A 17156-nucleotide genomic window follows, 5' to 3' on the forward strand; every position below is an offset into this window, starting at 1 on the left:
CGCTTATGGTACGGACAGCATCAAAAAACATAACTCTGGCAGAGTTTTTAATGTTATCAGAAACAAAACCCGCTAGTGAATACATCAATGGTCAAATTATTCAAAAACCAATGGCACAGGGAGAACACAGCACTATTCAAGGTGAACTGATTATTTTTATTAATGCTATATTGAAACCCCAAAGAGTTGCACGAGCATATCCAGAACTGCGGTGTACTTTTGGTGGCAGATCAATTATCCCGGATGTAGCGGTATTTACTTGGGAGAGAATACCTCGCAAAGAAAATGGCAGGGTAGCAAATTTATTTTCAGCAGCTCCCGATTGGACTATCGAGATTCTATCACCTGACCAAAGACAGACGAAAGTTACAAAAAATATTCTGCATTGCCTAAATTATGAAACACAAATGGGTTGGCTGATTGATCCAGAAGAACAAACGGTATTTGTATACATCCGCAATCAACAGCCAGTCATGTTGGATGAACTAGAAGCTTTACTCCCTGTGCCAGATTTTGCAAGTGAGTTGAGGCTGACTGTAGGAGATTTATTTGGTTGGCTATTGGAGTAAACCAAACTCTGACGAATTGAATAAGGAAATACACCAAGTGCAACAAGTTTTATGGGTAGGAATCGGTTGTAAACGGGGAACCTCATGGCAGTTGATTGATCAAGCAATTGAGCAAGTCTTTCGAGAAAATCAACTTTTTCAAAGTGCGATCGCAGGTATTGCTACCATTGACACTAAAGCCTCAGAATTTGGTTTAGCAAAACTTTGCCATCTCCGCAACTTGCCCCTAAAAACCTTTTCTGCCGAAATCCTTCGCTGTGTCTGTGTTCCCAACCCTGCCACAATTACCGACCATAAAGTAGGTACACCTAGCGTAGCAGAGGCAGCGGCTATTCTTGCAGCCTCTCAACTCACATCGTTGACTGTTTACCCCTTTACAAACATAGAGGAATTGCAAGTCAAGTTCTTAGTTCCTAAACAAATTTTTCAGCTACAAGGGCAACCAGGAGCATTAACGCTAGCTGTTGCCCAAGCTTCAAATATTAGTATTACAGAACTTCACTAATTTTTCTACTCAACAACTCTCAAAAAATAGTTAATTACGCTAGAAACAATTGCTAGCACAATTGAACCTAACAAAGCAGGTAAAAAGCCATTAATCTCAAAACCAGAACCAGGAGTTAGGGCACTTGCCAGCCAAAGGGTTAAGGCGTTAATTACTAATGTAAATAAACCAAAAGTGAGTAAGGTAATCGGGAACGTTAAAATTCGCAAAATTGGTCTAATAAATGCATTAACCAGACCAATAACAAGGGCAGCGATCAAGGCAGTCACAAAATTCTTGATAAAGAATCCTGGAATAATATTAGCAGTAATGAATAACGCTACCGCAGTACCGAGCCAAGTTAATAAAAAGTGTTGCATAAGTTTTTTTAGATGAATTAGCAGTAAGTTTAATTAATTTCACTATTGCCAGTTGTGATCTGTAACACGATTAGGCGTCATTGTGCTTGACTTTTAAAGTTGCCATTATCTTTTATCAGGACAAAAGCAATGTAATTTTTTAGTGCTAGGCATAAAGAGATATTTCTAATCGGCATATCTTTATCGTATTGCAGGATGTACCGCAATGAATTGATAAAAAATGCTGTGAAGCATAAAACCCCTACGGAGGTTTCTCGAAGTTGAAAAACCTCTGTACTTTGGGGATTTCCAATAAATGCACCTTATGGTTACAGACGCGTGATGTGGGATGCTGTATTTAGCAAGCTTGAAGGTAGGGCTAAGGTTAACGCCGTAAAAGAACCTCCCAAGTAGAGCCACCAACTACACCGTCAGCTTCTAAACCATAGCGCTTTTGTGCAGCTTTCACGGCGGCTTCGGTTGTCTCGCCAAAGTCTCCATCGGCATCGCCTTTCAAGAAACCAAGCTTTTTCAGTTGTTGTTGCAACTTAACAACTTCAGAACCACGTAATCCTATACGCAAAATTGGCATTCCTTCTGAGGTGTATTGAATACCAGGGGTTCGCTTAGTAGTTGTGTTTGGCTGAGTTCGAGTAGTTTGCCGAGTCTGTGTGTTTGACTGAGTTCGAGTAGTGGATGTAGGCCGATTCGGCGTTTTCTGCGTGCTTGAAGTTGTAGTTCTTCTTGGGGTAGCCGGTCTTGGTTCAGGGCTTTTCGGAACTTGTGTTACAGCTCTTCTTGGGGTGGTAGGTCTTGGTTCAGGGCTAGTCGGAACTTGTGTTACAGCTCGTCTTGGGGGGTTGGGGTTGATATTTGCAACGTTGGTGAGGTTGTTAGTCTGGTTTGGAACCGGAAAATTTGTAGCCGAGTTAAATCTTGGCTGGGGTGAAAGGACGTTTGATGCTGCTATCGGTTCTTTTGGGAAAAGTCTTTGCCAAGTGCTGGCATCAACAATGCCATCTGGATTCAAGCCAGCTGCTTGTTTAAACCGGGCAACAGCACTGGCCGTATTTTCATTATATGTACCATCTACAGCACCAGAGTAAAAACCCAAAAGTTTCAGAGCTGCCTGAAGTTCAGTTACGCGTTCACCTTGACTACCAACTTTAAGGGTAGGGCGGTTGATGGTATCTCCAGGATTTATTTGAGCAATTTTTTGTGGTGCTGCTATTGATACTACAGCCGTTGAGGCAATAAGCAGAGGCGTAATGCAGAACAAGAGTATTTCGATGGCTGATAAAGATTTAGACCTCTTTGTCCACCAAATTTTTTGCCGTTTTTCCATTCTACAGCGATTTACAGTTGGGTCTAGTAATTTTAAGTAACTCAAAATACTTGCTGTCAGGCTGCTTTGCATGGAATTTACTCCCAGAATATTCTCATGCTAATGGTACAGCCGCTTGGTCTAAAAAACAGCTGCTATAGAAAGTGATCACACATAATTCAATATCCTTGGGTTCAGAATTGCTCCTCCTTGTGACTTTTCAAAGTATTGAACACCTAAGCTAAATCCCTGTCACAAAACGTAATTACGAATTACGTTAGCGGAGCCTCTTCTCTACGAGAGGCTCCGCCAACTAGTCATTGAGCGTCATGACGAATTACGAATTATTTAATTCTCTATGCCCCATACCCTAGTTTTGGTCAGCAACTGAAGTTAAACAATCGCTAAGTTAGCCAAGTTGCCTTTGTAGTCACTAATCTCAATTACGGCATCTGTGAGGGCAGAGAATCCATTAATATTATCATTGAGTGCTAAAAAAGTCTGTCGATTATTGCCTGTACCGAAAGTAAAAGTTGCCGCACCTTTAGCCACAAAAGCAGTTGCAGTCAATATCTGTTGGACATCTGCGAGATTTAAACTAGCAACAGTGCCAAGTTGAACTAAATTAGCAGCGTTAACTGCATATAGCCCATCAATTTTATCTTCACAAATGTTCAAGTCAGTAATTCTATCAAAGCCAGACAGCAACGAATCACTCAGACTGTTGAACACAAATTTATCAGTACCACGATCGCCTGTTAGAGTATCACGCCCAGTGCCACCATTAAGAATGTCATCACCGTTACCACCAACTAGTTTGTCATTTCCGGCTAATCCTAAAAGCAGATCGTTGCCGTTTTTGCCAGAAATTTTATCATTACCAGCCCCACCAGTGAGTTTATCTGCACCGTTACCACCATTTAGAGTAATGTTTAGCACATTTCCCTCTGTGGTGGTCTTGCTGATTAATTGACCATTGGTATCATATAGATAAGTAGCAATGGCATCAGTAGTGCCATCACTGTTGCTATCAATATCTGCTGAAGTCAGTTTGCCGTTGGCATCATAGTTGTAAGTGATAATCTCGTCAGCAATGCCATCATTATTTTTGTCAGCTACCTGTGCAGCTAGTCTGTTGTTAGCATCATAGCTGTAAACAGTTACTTGATCAAAGATTCCATCACGATTATTGTCAATCTTCTGTGAGGTCAGCTTGCCGCTCAAATCGTAGCTGTAAATGCCAACCGCATCAATTACACCATCATTGTTGAGGTCATAGCTAGCGGATGCACGTCCATAAGTAGAAGTTACAACATAATAAGGTATGCTGTTGCCGTTGTCATAACTGCTAGAGGATGTGATCCTGCCATTGGCATCATAAGTAAAAATCTCAACAGCATCATTGCCGAAGCCGTTAGTGCTAGAGGATGTCTTGTTGCCGTTGGCATCATAAGTATAAGTTTTGATATAATCGACTATGACATCGCCATTTTCATCAAGACTAAAGGATGTCTGGTTGCCCTTGGCATCATAAGTATAAGTTTCGATATAATCAACTATGCCGTCGCCCTTGTCGTCACGGCTAAAGGATATCTTGTTGCCGTTGGCATCATAAGTATAAGTAGAAGTTTGGATATAATCAACCATGCCGTCGCCGTTGGTGTCCTCACTCAAGAATGTCTGGTTGCCCTTGGCATCATAAGTATAAGTTTGGATAGCATCAACTATGCCGTCGCCATTTTCGTCACTGCTAAAGGATATCTTGTTGCCCTTGGCATCATAAGCATAAGTGTAGATACGATTAGGTATACTGCCGCCGTAGTCCTCGCTAGAGGATATCAGGTTGCCGTTGGCATCATAAGTATAAGTGTAAGTAAAACTAGGTATACCGTCGCCGTTGTCGTCAAAGCTATAGGATGTCTGGTTGCCCTTGGCATCATAAGTATAAGTTCGGATCTCATCAACTATGCCGTCGCCGTTGTAGTCAAAGCTAGATGATGTCTGGTTGCCGTTGGCATCATAAGTATAAGTTTGGATAAAACTAGCTATACCGTCGCCGTTGTCCTCCCTAAAGGATGTCAATTTGCCGTTGGTATCATAAGTAGAAGTTTGAATACTATCAACTATGCCGTCGCTATTTTCGTCACGGCTCAAGGATATCACGTTGCCGTTGGTATCATAAGTAAAGGTTGAGACAACATCATTTATGCTCTGGCTCTCATAATCAGCGATAATTAATGTCGCGTTGTAGCGGTAAGTAATAACTGAGTCTATAGTCCCATCACTGTTGTTGTCTATCCTCTCAGCTATTAAGTCACCAGCAGCATCGTAAGTATAAGTTGTGGTTGAGTTCATAAACTTATGTTCCTGATCTGAAGAATGAAGTACAAAAGTAGTATTGCTATAATACTTTTTGGTTAGGGGGAAAGTCTAAGTGAATTCATCTTTAACCGTTATCCTTTCAGATCATCTCATACCAAAAGGGACATTTTTCAGAAACACTGCGATCGCACGTTAAAAATCAAGCAGATGCGATCGCTCGATTAATTGCTTCTTCTTGACCAACTAAAGACAGGTAAGGCTCTTTTAAATACTTACAAGCGGAAGCGATCGCATCTTGGGCACTCACAGCCATAATCAATTCTTGGAACTTGGTGTCAAAATCAATTCCTAAGCCCAAAATTTCGTACCAACCGTATATTTGAGCAATTTGACCGTTCGTTTGTTTGCCCAAGGCATACTGTCCCAAAATTTTGTTTTTAGCAGCTTGGAGTGCGCTTTCGGATACTTCCGTAGTACACAATAAATCTACTTCTGTACGTAGTCCTTCTAGGGCGATGCTGGTGTTCTCTGGTGCTGTACCTATGTAAACTACAAAGGATGCTGGAAATAGCCTTGTGGAGTAAAATGCAGATACTTCGTAAGCTAAACCGCGTTTTTCCCGCAATTCGACAAACAAGCGGCTAGAAAGCCCATTTCCCAAGTAGGTACACAACAACTTTAGTGGGGCGTAGTCAACAGAACTTACCGATGTCCCCAAATAACCAAGCATCACGATTGATTGTTGTGTCTGTACTGGTTTAATTTTTACCTGTGGTTCAACTTTAATTTCAGGTAAATTCAGTATTGGTAGTGCTTGGGCTGGCGCTTGCCAATCAGCAAAAACTTCTTCTACCAACGTTGCTGCATCTGTGGGTGTGATTCTGCCAGCAATGCTAATTACTACATTATCTGGGCGGAAATAAGTTTGGTGATACTCCACTAAATCTGTGCGAGTTAAGCTACTCATAGTGGTTTCATCTCCCAGCACTGACATAGAGTAGGGATGATTTTGGTACATTACCTGCCGCATTTGTTCAAAGGCGACATTGAACGGTTGCTCTTTTTGGGAACGAATATCTTGGAGTGCTAAACGCCGTTCTAGTTCCACTTGAGTTTCAGGAAAAGTAGGCGATCGCAAAAGCCGCCCTGCCAATGCTAAAATTTCCGCAAAATCAGATGTTACCGTCTTGAAAGATAACAAAAAATAATCAGTGCCAGCATCCGCACTCAAACTCGCCCCTACAGACTCGACAATTTCAGCAATTTCCAAACTAGAAAGTCCATCACATCCCTTTGTCATCACTGCCGATAGCAAATGTGCCAACCCTGCTTGCTCCCGGTTTTCGTTACAACTACCAGCACGCACAAAGATTCGCGCCGCAACAATGTCCGCAGCAGGGTTTTCTGTAACTAGCACGACAATGCCATTATTTAATACGGTGCGATGGATAGATGATTTTTGCAGCAAGGTTGTCATTTATCTTTTGTCCTTTGTCATTTGTCATTTGTCATTTGTCTTTTACTAATGACTAACACGGTTTAAGTACAGTAACCGCGTAATTCTCCGGTGAGAGATACTGTTTAGCTAATTTTTGCAGTTCTTTGGCATCAAAAGACTGAATCTGCTGGGGATATGTCACAGCTAATTCAGCTTGGGCAATGGTATTGTAATATCCATAAAGCCCTGTAAGTTGATTTGGTGTTTCGGTGGAAAAAGCATACTCGTTACATAGCAGCCTGCGTGTACGAGCAAGTTCTTGTTCGCTAATTCCTTTAGTCTGCAAATCATCTAAATGAGCGCAAATTAAAGACTCAACTTCTTCCAAATTTTCTGGTTCTAACCAAGCAGTAATTGTAAATAAACTCGATTCCCGTTGTAGAGAAAAACTACTGCAAATTCCCTGTACTAATTGCAAATCTTCTCGCAAATCACGCACTAAACGCGAAGTCCGCCCTTCTGCCAATAACACTGACAAAAAATCTAAACCATAGCCAGTACGGATATCTTCTACTCCAGGAACCAGCCACGCCATCAATAATCGCGCTTGTTCTATGCGTGGTAAACACAGTTCTTGACGATGAATACCTGTTATCACAGGCTTTGCCACTTTCTCCAACTGCGGACAATTAGAGCGTTCGGCAAAATCAGCAAATGAGTGATTTACCATTTCCCAAGCTGGTTGCTGGGCTATACCCCCGGCAATTACCACCGTCATATTTTCCGGCTGATAGTGGGCGTGATGAAAACAGCGCATTGCTTCTGGTGACTGCTGCATCAATTCTTGCTCAGTACCCAACACCGAACGTCCGTAAGGGTGATGCGGATAGATGCTTTGAATTAGAGCTTGAAATCCTATCCAGTCGGAATCGTCCTGACAAGAGCGAATTTCTTCTAGCACTACATCCCTTTCTCGGCTAAATTCATCTTCGGGAATTGCCGCATTGAGTAGTAGTTCTCCCAAGTAGGGCAGAGTATCTTTTAAATAAGGGGCAGCTGTGGTGAGTGAATAATGAGCATAATCATAGCTTGTCGCCGCATTACTCACGCCACCCCGGTTTTCAACTTTGGAATCGAACATTCCAGGGGGTAGCGTCGCCGTACCTTTAAAAATCATGTGTTCTAAAAAGTGCGCCATGCCAAACCACGGTTTTGGCTCTAGGCTGGCTCCAGCACGCACCCAAACATCCGCCACAACTACAGGAGTAGTGGGAATTTCTTGATGAATAAAAGTTAAACCACTCTCTAGTCGGAAGACCGAGGCTGGAAATACGGTATTAGTTAGTTGTTTTAACAATTTTTTGTAGTTTTGACCACAATTTAAGGCAATTGTGTCATTTTAACTCTGAACGCTACCTCATTTAGAATCAAGTTATACAGATTTAGTAGAATTATGCTGTTCCTGTTCTCCAGATTACCGAAAAATTAGAAGCGTTATGCATTGAGAGGAAAATCGCAAATTAATTAAAATACTGGAATCTCAATGACAAATTCTGTTCCTTCACCAAGCACAGAATTGCACCTCAACCGCCCATTGTGGGTTTCTTCGACAATTTGACGAGCGATCGCTAATCCTAATCCTGTTCCCTTTCCAACCTCTTTAGTTGTAAACAGGTGGTCAAATATCCGCGTTCTAATCTCCTCTGGCATCCCCTGACCATTATCTTTGATGCGAATTGCTACCATGTTTTTCTCACTGGATACTTCGGTGTGAATCAGTATTTTGTGATGATTGTCTTGGGCTTGGGCAAAAGAAAGCCCCTCACACGAAGTATCTAAGGCATCAATAGCGTTAGCAAGGATGTTCATAAATACTTGATTTAACTGTCCTAAAAAGCACTTAACTGGTGGTAAATTTCCATATTCGGTGATAACTTCAATTGCTGGACGCTTTTCATTAGCTTTGAGGCGATACTTCAAAATCAACAGGGTACTCTCAATCCCTTCATGGAGATTACAAGCAACTTTTTCGGTTGTATCGGCTCTGGAGAAAGTGCGAAGACTAATGCTAATGTCTTTAATCCGTTCTGAAGCCACCTTCATTGAGCTTACGAGCTTTGGTAAGTCTTGAGCCAAGAATTCTAGGTCAATTTCTTCGCCATGCTCAATGACTGCGATCGCTGGAGTGGAATGATGTTGTTGGTAGCATTGGATATGGGCGAGTAAGTCTTGAATATACTCTTCGGCATTGTTGAGGCTGCCTTTGAGAAACCCAATGGGATTATTAATTTCATGTGCCACTCCAGCAACCAAGTTACCCAAGGTTGCCATTTTCTCATTTTGCACCATTTGTAATTGGGCTTGTTGGAAATTTTGCAGCGCTTCTTCTAAATCCTGAGATTTGTGCCGTAAATCAGCTTCAGACTCTTGTAGTGCGGCTTCAGCAAGTTTGCGTAAGCGAAGCTCCTCGTAGAGATCGCTAATATCTATGATTACACCATCCCATATAATCGAGCCATCAGCTTGCCGCTCTGGTTGGGAAGCACCTTGAAGCCATTTTATGGTTCCTGAAGATGTGATAATTCGCCATTCGTGTCGAAATGGTGTGATGTTTTCAGCAGAGTAGCTCATCGCCTGCTGAATACTGGCAAAATCATCTGGATGTTCCATAGAACGAAAACTCTGCTTTCCTGTCATTATTTCCTCTGCTGTCACCTCATAAAGGTTGTAGCAGCCAGAACTGACGTAGGGCATTGAAACTGAACCGTCAGCATTTAAATGTAGTTGGTAAATTGCCCCAGGAATATTATCAGCGAGCTTCTGGAAGCGAGCTTCGCTAGCACGAAGTTGAGCAAGCGATCGCTCTAATTGATGGGCATAATTTTGAGATTCTTGATAAAGACGGGCATTTTCTAGAGAGATGGCGGCTTGAGCGCATAGCAGTTGGATAACTTCGGTGCGATCGCTTGTAAATGCGCCAATCGTCAATTTATTTTCCAGATATATTAACCCGATTAATTGGCCATGACGCAAAATCGGCGTACACAACGCACTTTTGGGTTGTTGCTGCATCAAATATTGGTCAGTAATAAAATCGTTTTTTACTGTTGCATCATCCAGCACTACAGTTTTTAAGGTGTGTTTGACATAGTTTACCAATGCGATCGGAATGTTTTGGCTGCTTGACAATGGTACAGATACTAAATTCACCCCTTCATTGATGGTGGCTACAGCTTTAACCATTAAGTTGCCCTGTTCGAGTACAAGTAAAGCAGCTTTTTTCGCTCCAGCATTTTCCATCACCACTTGCAAAAGGGTAGTGAGTAATTGCTCTAATTGAATTTCACTGGAAAGAACTTGTGCGGCTTTAAAGATGGTGGCAAAATCGAGAGCTTCAGAAATACTGCTGCTAGAAAGGTTTGTGTGGATGGTTTGATGTGGAAATGATGATGAATCGACAGTTGAACTTATTTGAAAGCGATGATGCTGCCCTTGTAAGATGGGAGCCAGGAGTTGAGGATAGCGTTTTTCTAAGTCTTCACTTTTGGCTTTAGCGCCCCAACGAGCATAGCAGTAATAAGCTTCTTGCATATAAGCTTGGGCGATTTTTTCTTTGCCCCATTCGAGGTAGAACTTGGCAGCTAACTCATTACTCAAGGCTTCTTCTTGGATATATTCGTTTTCTTTCGCTAAAGTGATGGCGCGATCGTATAATTCTATCGCTGCTATTTTTTCACCCAAAACCCGATGGCGTTCTGCTTCCACCAAATCAAATTTATGCTGGAAATTCATCGGTGCAAATTTGGCTCGAAACTGCAATTTTTCTTGATTTTCACTAACCTTTAAGAGTAATTGCTCCTGTTGAGATGGTTCCGCAGTTGCATAGACAGCCAGACGAGACAGAGAATCGTAATAGTAGAAAACAGGCACAGATAACATTCCTGCGCCACCATTGAGGTATTGCTCTCCCTGATTTCCACTCTCAACTGCCGCCGAAAAATTCTCAAACAAATAACTGAGTGTTAACTTACTTAAGAAAAATATATGTAGTGTTAATTCGTCCTTTTCTTGGAGAAGCGCAGATAAGAGTTCTTCTTGACAATCTTCACCAATCAAGGAGTCTGGATAGTCATAGTCACTATATTCGGTGAGATTTTTAATGGTTTGAGAAACGATATTAGACCAATTTAATAAGCGTTGATTATGGGCATAATTAGACTCGTAAGCTTTGATATCTGCTAAGAGAATTTCCAAAACTTCTGTGCCACTTAAATAGACATAGAATAACTTAAAAATCATCGATGCCAGCACATGAAAAAAATCGCCTGTCTCTAATCCAAAAGTATGGGATTCCTGTAATAACCTAATTGAGGTGCGAATATGTTGTTTATTAAATTGATTCAATGCACCCACTTTAAATAGAGTCATGCTTTGAACAGATTTTGCTTGAAGTCTATCCACAAGCATTAAACCTAGCTGGCCAAATTCGTAGCCTGATTCGAGTTGGTTACAAATATTAAGTACAATTCCAAAATCTGCATATCCTGGTGCAGAAAGTGGTGCATTGCCGTATTTAAGAGATAAATTCACCTCTTCACAGGCAATAATTGGGAACAGATAAGGGGCTGTTTGGTGGATGGCGGGAGTAATGCTAGCCATAATCCGTAACGCAACCAAAGCTTTGGTATCGTCCATCAATGGCAAATCAACTAAGCCCTCAATACTTCTGCCAGCCAAGGTGGAGAGTGTGTTGACTACAGATTGTTGAATGTCTGGAGGTGTTACTGATTCAGGTAATGTTACCCCAAGTTGAGCGAGAAGTTCACGCCCAATTGCGATCGCTTTGAATGATTGATTCCGTACCTGATAAGCTTGGAGTTGCACTTCATAAACTTTCACTCTATCTAGTAAGGTGGTTGTTTTTTCGATAACGACCTGGATTAGAGATTCCATCTGGTCAAATTCATTATTGAGAAAGGCAGCTTCGGCAGCTTCTTCGTATAAACTTCGAGTCAGTTCGTAGGCGATTTCCCAACTATTAATTGTCAGCAGCTGCATTCCAGAATAGAAGTAATGAATTGCTGCACCATAAGCTGTAGCTTCTTTCGCTTTTCGACCAGCATTCAGATCTAACTGAGCTAATTGTTGACGCTCAGTCGGTTGGGTGATTAGCAATATTCCTCGATTTAACTGACTGACAATCTCAAAAATTCGCTCCTCTTGCTGAAACTCAGATGTGTTTTGTAAGAGTAATTGACCAATTTTAAGATGTGTAAATTGTTTCTCTTCGTCTGGAATTAGCGAATAGGCAGCTTGCTGCACACGGTCATGTAAAAATTTGTAGATAGGGAGTTGGAAATTGGAATTTAAAGGATTGGAGCCAGAATCATGCCCATTCTCTTGAAAGAATTTATAAACTTCACTAGTAGGTAAAACTAACCCTTCTTGCAAAGCTTTCCATAAAGATGCTGCCGTTTCGGTTTCAGATTGTTCAGAAACAATTGCTAAGGTTAGCAAATCAAAAGAGTTGCCAATACACGCGGCTAATTTCAACACATTTTGCGTTGCTGCTGACAACTTCTGCAATTGTAATGCTACGAACTCTACCACATCATCGGTGAGAGCCAGAGATTTCACAGCAGCAATATCACATTGCCAATACCCTTGAGCAAAATTAAACGTAATCAGTCCATCTTCATACAATACTTTGAGAAATTGCGTTATAAAAAATGGATTTCCCTGAGTTTTTTGATAGACGAGTTGCGTTAGAGGTTGGGCAGCTTTAACTGAACAACTCAAGGTATCAGCCACCAATTGATTTAAACTAGCTTTAGTAAGTGGGGCTAAAGTAATGCTGTGAATCGTAGCATTAGCTTTGCGAATTTCCGTTAAAGTCAACATCAACGGATGTGCGGTAGAGACTTCATTATCTCGATAAGCTCCAATTAAAAGTAAAGAGCCACTTCCTGACTCGTTCATCAGCAGCTGCATCAATTTGAGTGACGCAGAATCAGCCCACTGCAAATCATCAAGGAAAATTACTAGTGGATGTTCTTTGGTGGTGAATATCTGAATGAATTTTTGGAAGAGTAAATTAAAGCGATTTTGGGCTGCACTTGGTGAGAGTTCCGTTGCAGGTGGTTGTTGACCAATAATTTGTTCTAGTTCTGGAATTACTTCAAGAATAACTTGCCCCTGATCGCCCAGCACTTGTAAAATTTTATTTTTCCAAGTTGACAATTGGATATCACTTTCACTTACCAATTGCCTCATTAAGTCTCGAAATGCCTGGACAAAAGCGGAGAAGGGAATATTACGATTAAACTGGTCATATTTCCCTTTAATAAAGTAGCCTCTCTGCCGGAGAATGGGTTTGTGAACCTCGTTGACCAAAGCAGTTTTACCAATACCAGAAAAACCAGCTACCAGCATTAATTCCGTCTGATTGTTGGTAACGCGGTCAAAGGCTTTGAGCAGAGTTTCAACTTCTTGCTCACGACCATAGAGTTTTTCTGGGATAATAAAGCGATCGCACACATCCCGTTGAGCAATTGGAAAACTTACAATTTTCCCCGTTTCTTTGAGTTGAGCCAAACAATTTTCTAAATCATATTTCAGCCCAAATGCGCTCTGATAGCGGTTTTCGGCATTTTTCGCCATCAATTTGCAGATAATAGATGAGAGTACAGGCGCAATTTGGGGATTAATCTCATGTACTAAAGGCGGAAGTTTGGCAATATGACAATGTACCAATTCCATCGGATCGGATGATTGAAATGGTAATTCCCCCGTTAATAACTCGTAAAAAGTTACACCTAAAGAGTAAAAATCAGTACGGTAATCAATCCCCCGATTCATTCGTCCAGTTTGCTCTGGTGATAAATAGCCTAGTGTTCCTTCTAACACATTAGGACTCATCAAGATTTGAGTTTCTCGTGGCAACAAAGATGCAATACTAAAGTCTATTAACTTAACTTCTTTAGTTTCTGGATTAATTAAAATATTGGCGGGTTTAATATCTTTGTGGATCACTCGATTACGAATTAGAATATCTAATGTATTGCACAGTGCGATCGCTACTTGTAAAAACTCTTGTAAAGACGCGATATATTGTGTCTCTACAGAGGTCAAATAATCTTTGAGAGAAATTCCCCCAAAATCTTCCATCACTAACACATAGCCATTCTGATAGGGTTCCAGACTAGAGGTTTGGATGATTCCAGGTAGATTTAAATTTTTGGCGATGGTGAACTGGTTCCGAAACTGGATTAATTCGCTGAAACTGGGATAAACAGTTTTCATCAGCTTAATCACCACAGATTTTTGGTCACTTTCTCGATTAGCGCGATAAACCAAGGTTCGAGAACCATTGTAAAGTTCTTTGCTAACGTGATATCCGGGAATGCTGACCATAGGGCGTAATTCTTGAAACCTCAGTATCTAGGTTTCCCAAAAACATGACAATCTTTACTGTCAGTTCGCTTATTTTAAACTGATTGAAATAATTAAAGCTCCCAAATTCTAACTGATTTTGGGAGCTAATAATTTTAAGTTCACCGCGACGCCGTTTTACCTAAGTTTATGACCTGGGTTTATCCAGGTGGGAACCTAAATTCCTCGTTTAAAGTTTCCGGGTACATGCCCGGTATACTGCCACGAGAACAGTTGACTCCCTTGTCATTAAAGGCATAGATCAAAAAACTTGATGGCAGTCACCAACGTCGTAGTGCAACTAACTCATTATAGCTTTTCAAAAGATGTTGTGTGTTCAACATCAAAAGTTTCTGATCGACTTACCTGGGATACCAGATAGATTCTATGGTCTGGGCGATCGCGATCGCTTCCTCTCGATTCTGATTATCCAGCAAAACGGTAACATGTCCCAACTTCCGCCCAGGACGTGATTCTGTCTTCCCATACCAGTGAACGTGCGCTTGGGGAATTTCTGCTATTTGTTGACGCTGGCTTTGATAGTCGCTGTGAGAATTTTCATACCCCAGTAGGTTCACCATCACAGCGCCAGCGCATTGCAAAGCCGGATTCCCTAAAGGTAAACCACAAACTGCTCTCAAGTGCTGCTCAAACTGAGAAGTTTCACAGGCATCAATAGAAAAATGCCCAGAATTGTGGGTACGGGGTGCAATTTCATTTACCAGGATTTTGCCATTAGTACCCAGAAATAGCTCAATTCCAAAAATTCCTACTACTTCTAGGCTATTTAATAGAGTATGTGCGATCGCTTGGATTTCTGCTACTTGATTAGGTGTAATCTCGGCTGGCGCCATCACCCGCCGACACACTTGTTGTTCTTGTTGAGTTTCCACTACTGGATAAGTTACAATTTCTCCCTCTACAGAACGCGCTGCAATTATTGCTAGTTCTCTTTCAAAAGGGATAAATTCTTCTAACAAGAAAAATGATTGATTTAAAGTTGTTGTGGTTTCATCACTTAGCTTTTGCTCTAAAGTAGCAAAATCCTGGATTATGAAAGTACCTTGACCATCATAACCGTGGCGGCGGGATTTCAAAACTACTGGAAAACCTAGATATTCTACTTTTGATTTGAGATTTTCTACATCGTCAAGGGCGAAAAATTGGGGAACTGGTAAGCCCAAATCGCGTAAATAGCAACGCTGATGATATTTATCTAAAAGAGGAGCTAAAGCTTCTAACCTGGGACGAAAACAAACGCCTTGCTGTGCTAAATCAGATAAAGCTTGCAGATTAACAAATTCGTTTTCAAAGGTGATAATATCGCATTTTTCAGCTAATATTTCCGTAGCACTTGCATCATCAACTGGAGCGAAAACAGTTTCCTGAGCGATTGACACGGCCGGATCGTGTTCGCTAGGAGTTTGTATTACCAATTCTACTCCTAGCTTCTGTGCTGCATCCGCCATCATCCAGGCAAGTTGTCCGCCACCAATTATACCAACACGTTTCATTGACATCCTAGAGAATCACGAGTTTGCACGCCTGTTTTGGAATTCACACCACTGGCTTTTGTACACAGTTCTTTGATTTGCGCTCGATCCAAAATTGCATCTGTAAAATCTGCACCGTTTATATTCACATCATTAAATATGGCGCGGAGCAAAAGAGCTTCTTTGAAAACTGCATCGCTCAAAATCTGCCTTAGTCAAGTTTACCTGATCAACCATTGCATTAGTTAAATCTGCTCCGTGGAGATTTGCTTTTGTCATCACCGAAGCGCTCATGACTGCTCCCCGCAAATCAGCGTTTGTAAAGTTAGCCAGTTCCATATTGGCATTAGAAAACTCTGCTGCTTGTAAACTTTCACCAGAAAAATCACGTCTTGACAACTCTGCATTGCTAAATGACAGTGGATGAGTCCAGTCTACTGCCAGTGCGGGATCTGCCACGCACCAGATAATAATTCCTAGAAGGAGCGCCAACCCTTGTCGCCAAAACATATCGAGAGTCAATTTGGTATCTAATCGCTGCATTTAATTACCGCATTTGAATATTAGCAAGACTGGATTATCCTAATTGGACTCGCAGCCTTGCCACTGGACTTGGGGATGTATATTTCCTAGCTTAATATTTTGTAACGTAATGAATTTACAATTTCCAAAGTCTGAGCCTTTAGCATAACTTAGCTATGCGTTAGCGACTCACGTTACGAGCAAACTTTTTACTTCTCAAATCAGTTGATTTATATTTCCTCCTAATATAGCGATTTGTAGGCGTATATGTGCAGTGGTTATTTATAACCTATATAACTAGCGATCGCTAAAACCTACATATCCTTAGTTAACAATATATCTACTATAAAAACCTCAATCCAAATAGTTAATTTTAATTGTACTTAAAGAATAAGTAACTTAAATAAAGATGTAATTAACAATACGAAAAAAGTTTACAAACTAGATTTTGAAGAAGTAGCTACAGCACAGAGTAATATCATTAAGTTTCGCAAATAATGATATTGAATTCAGTACCGATACTGGCAGATTTTAAAAGTCATCAACCGTAAAAGGAACTATAGATGGTGAAAATATTTTCAGTGATGGATAAAATTCTAATCTTGCTGCATAATCATCTGTTTGTGATACTTCTAGTTCAACTGTTTGCTGCTCTTTTTCATCAAAAAGTAACTGGATTTGATAATTTGTCCAGAATTGCTCACCTAGTTCATCTTCTAAATCAAAAATCTGTTCTTCATCACCCCATATATTCGACCAAAGGACTATCTTATTAGCCCGGAAATGATTTTGACCTGTTGTATCTGCAATTACAAAATATGCTTCGATATTTAAATCGAATCCCAAGTCATCGACCTCTGCATCTAGTATTTGACAGTTAACCACTATTAAGGTGTCTGGGTTAACGTTTACTACCTGATCTTGGCGCTTTAATAATTCTTGAAGTACAAAAATAGGCAACAACTGAGAACTTTTTTCAAGGGCTTTTTTCTGAGTTTCTGGCGAGTAGCGAGTTTTTAATTCTTGCGTAACTAAACTTAAAATTTTTTCACTGGTTAAATTGACAATTATCTTTTGATTTGTGGGATTAAGGAAACATCCTTGATTAAGCTCAATGCGTTTTTTAATTGGCATAGTTATCTAAAATCTTTTTAATGTGAACAGGGTATTTACAAATTAAGCTAAAATGAACACAAAGAACAAATATCACCTCA

Annotated in this window: 10 protein-coding genes, 1 other RNA gene and 1 pseudogene; 2 read left to right on the plus strand and 10 right to left on the minus strand. The window is 40.8% G+C overall.

The window, feature by feature from the left end:
- The first annotated feature begins 5 nt into the window (after positions 1 to 5).
- Together ANSO36C_RS09270 and ANSO36C_RS09275 are read left to right on the plus strand one after the other, a co-directional pair.
- Positions 6 to 569 (plus strand): Uma2 family endonuclease, encoded by a 564-nt coding sequence (locus tag ANSO36C_RS09270; RefSeq protein WP_251959292.1) that lies wholly within the window; start codon positions 6 to 8, stop codon positions 567 to 569.
- Positions 570 to 606: 37 nt separating this feature from the next.
- Positions 607 to 1074, plus strand: coding sequence for a cobalamin biosynthesis protein (locus ANSO36C_RS09275; RefSeq protein ID WP_251959293.1), 468 nt, complete (start codon positions 607 to 609; stop codon positions 1072 to 1074).
- 5 nt (positions 1075 to 1079) lie between these two features.
- Here ANSO36C_RS09275 and ANSO36C_RS09280 read toward each other — a convergent pair whose 3' ends face one another.
- The 10 genes and pseudogenes from ANSO36C_RS09280 to ANSO36C_RS09325 all read right to left on the minus strand — a co-directional run bounded on the left by ANSO36C_RS09280 (position 1080) and on the right by ANSO36C_RS09325 (position 17076).
- Entirely contained in the window at positions 1080 to 1433 is a 354-nt protein-coding gene (locus ANSO36C_RS09280; protein WP_190941826.1) for a phage holin family protein, read from the minus strand.
- A gap of 364 nt (positions 1434 to 1797) precedes the next feature.
- Positions 1798 to 2829 (minus strand): peptidoglycan-binding domain-containing protein, encoded by a 1032-nt coding sequence (locus ANSO36C_RS09285; RefSeq protein ID WP_251959294.1) that lies wholly within the window; start codon positions 2827 to 2829, stop codon positions 1798 to 1800.
- Between the two features lie 300 nt (positions 2830 to 3129).
- On the minus strand, positions 3130 to 5091 hold the full coding sequence (locus ANSO36C_RS09290) for a bluetail domain-containing putative surface protein (protein ID WP_251959295.1): 1962 nt from the start codon (positions 5089 to 5091) through the stop codon (positions 3130 to 3132).
- Between the two features lie 166 nt (positions 5092 to 5257).
- Positions 5258 to 6535: a M16 family metallopeptidase gene (locus tag ANSO36C_RS09295; RefSeq protein WP_251959296.1), complete on the minus strand. Its 1278-nt coding sequence runs from the start codon at positions 6533 to 6535 to the stop codon at positions 5258 to 5260.
- Between the two features lie 52 nt (positions 6536 to 6587).
- A complete protein-coding gene (locus tag ANSO36C_RS09300; protein ID WP_251959297.1) occupies positions 6588 to 7853 on the minus strand; it encodes a M16 family metallopeptidase in 1266 nt (421 codons plus the stop codon).
- 167 nt (positions 7854 to 8020) lie between these two features.
- Positions 8021 to 13909: an ATP-binding sensor histidine kinase gene (locus ANSO36C_RS09305; RefSeq protein WP_251959298.1), complete on the minus strand. Its 5889-nt coding sequence runs from the start codon at positions 13907 to 13909 to the stop codon at positions 8021 to 8023.
- A 136-nt stretch (positions 13910 to 14045) separates the two neighbouring features.
- Positions 14046 to 14229, minus strand: a non-coding RNA gene (gene ssrS / locus ANSO36C_RS09310) — 6S RNA.
- A gap of 60 nt (positions 14230 to 14289) precedes the next feature.
- Positions 14290 to 15441, minus strand: a complete 1152-nt coding sequence (locus tag ANSO36C_RS09315; RefSeq protein ID WP_251959299.1) for a 5-(carboxyamino)imidazole ribonucleotide synthase — start codon at positions 15439 to 15441, stop codon at positions 14290 to 14292.
- A pseudogene (locus ANSO36C_RS09320) lies at positions 15438 to 15930 on the minus strand (pentapeptide repeat-containing protein). The gene ANSO36C_RS09315 and the pseudogene ANSO36C_RS09320 overlap by 4 nt, the downstream one beginning before the upstream one ends.
- Before the next feature lie 543 nt (positions 15931 to 16473).
- Positions 16474 to 17076, minus strand: coding sequence for a hypothetical protein (locus tag ANSO36C_RS09325; protein ID WP_251959300.1), 603 nt, complete (start codon positions 17074 to 17076; stop codon positions 16474 to 16476).
- Positions 17077 to 17156: the final 80 nt, after the last annotated feature.

This window comes from Nostoc cf. commune SO-36, from assembly GCF_023734775.1.
Lineage (GTDB): Bacteria > Cyanobacteriota > Cyanobacteriia > Cyanobacteriales > Nostocaceae > Nostoc > Nostoc commune_A.